Source organism: Sulfurovum sp. (genome assembly GCF_041551015.1).
Taxonomy (GTDB): domain Bacteria; phylum Campylobacterota; class Campylobacteria; order Campylobacterales; family Sulfurovaceae; genus Sulfurovum.
Genome location: NZ_JBFENQ010000210.1, coordinates 1 through 1,797 on the forward strand (window position 1 = coordinate 1; position 1,797 = coordinate 1,797).

Below are 1,797 nucleotides of genomic sequence, written 5' to 3' on the forward strand. Positions count from 1 at the left end.
ATCTGTATGAGAATCAATAAAAAAACTGTGTTTATGTGAAAAATGAATTATTAGAAACTGTAGAGCAAAAGAAATGATAAATGCACCCAGAATGGACCACTCCAGTTGACTCATATTATATCCTTTTTGTGCAAATTCTATCACAATAGACTTTAAAAAGCTTTCATTGCTTATCTAAATAGTTTTTTAACTGTATAAACATGTATTATAGTGTAGTATTTAAAGTTATGTTTTAATATAACTAAAAATAAATTTTAAAAAGGGAACAAATGTATAAAAAAGTAATAGCAGGGTTTTTAGTACTTGCTACATCGACATTGTTTGGTATGAGTTTAGATCAACTGAACAATGCATCTAAATTAGAGCTGATGGAGATCAAGGGAATTGGTGAGGCAAAGGCAACAGCTATTATCAAAGAGAGAAACAAAAGTGAATTTAAATCTTTTGAAGACTTTCAAAGAGTTAAAGGCGTCGGTGAGAAAATTGCTTTAAAGGTGAAAAACAGTGTCAAGTTATCATCTGATGTCAAAAAAACAGGTGCAGAAAAAATTTAAGAAAAAATGAAACATTGGAAAGAAGGAATTGACCCTTCTTTCCAAGTTATACAATATAATCCGCTTTAACCACATTTTCGCTACAATTCACTAATTTATTTTTAGACTTTATTTAAGGCATTATTATGACAGTTACACGTTTCGCACCTTCTCCTACAGGTTATCTTCACATCGGAGGGCTTAGAACAGCACTTTTTTCCTGGCTTACTGCACAGCATAACAAAGGTAAGTTTTTACTTCGTATCGAAGATACCGATATGGCACGTAATTCTGAAGAAGCGACAGAAGCGATACTCAAAGCTTTTGAATGGGTAGGGATGAGTCATGATGGTGAAGTGGTGTATCAGTCGAAACGTTTTGACATTTATCATAAGTACATCGACCAGCTTCTTGAAGAGGGTAAGGCGTATAAGTGTTATATGAGTAAAGATGAACTGACCGCACTTAGAGAAGAACAGATGGCTAAAAAAGAGCGTACACGTTATGATGGACGCTATCGTGACTTTACGGGTACTCCACCAGAAGGTGTTGAACCTGTGATTCGTATCAAAGCACCTCAGGAAGGAAATATATGTTTTACGGATGGTGTCAAAGGCGATATGTGTATCTCTGCAGATGAAGTAGATGATTTTGTCATCGCTAGAGCGGATGGGGCACCCACGTATAATTTTGTGGTAGCCATAGATGATGCACTGATGGGATTGACAGATGTGATCCGTGGAGATGACCATTTGTATAATACACCTAAACAAATTGTAGTTTATAATGCACTCGGATTTGATATACCAAACTTTAACCATGTAGCAATGATAAACAATGAACAGGGTAAAAAACTTTCTAAAAGAGACGGTGCGACGGATGTGATGGACTATAAAGCAATGGGCTATCTGCCAGAAGCACTTTTGAACTTCTTGGTACGTCTTGGCTGGAGTCATGGAGACCAGGAGATCTTTAGTCTTGAAGAGATGATAGAACTTTTTGATCCTAAAAATATAAATAGAAGTTCGTCCAATTATAACTTAGATAAACTTCTCTGGCTTAATGCACACTATATTAAAAATACGCCAAATGATGAGCTTGCAATACTGCTCAAAGATTTTGATGTAGATATCCATGGACATGATAAGTTAGAGTTGCTTCTCGATGCAACAAAAGAGAGAGGAAAAACACTTGTAGATCTCGCAGAACAGATCAATCTCATACTTACGACACCAAGTGAGTATGATGAAAAATCATCGAAAAA

The 1,797-nt window shown here is 35.6% G+C and carries 2 protein-coding genes; both read left to right on the forward strand.

Annotated elements, in window-relative coordinates:
• Positions 1 to 269: 269 nt before the first annotated feature.
• A complete protein-coding gene (locus tag ABZC96_RS09885) occupies positions 270 to 554 on the forward strand; it encodes a ComEA family DNA-binding protein (RefSeq protein WP_373030830.1) in 285 nt (94 codons plus the stop codon).
• Between the two features lie 125 nt (positions 555 to 679).
• On the forward strand, positions 680 to 1,797 hold a 1,118-nt coding region (gene gltX, locus ABZC96_RS09890), incomplete at its 3' end, for a glutamate--tRNA ligase (protein ID WP_373030831.1).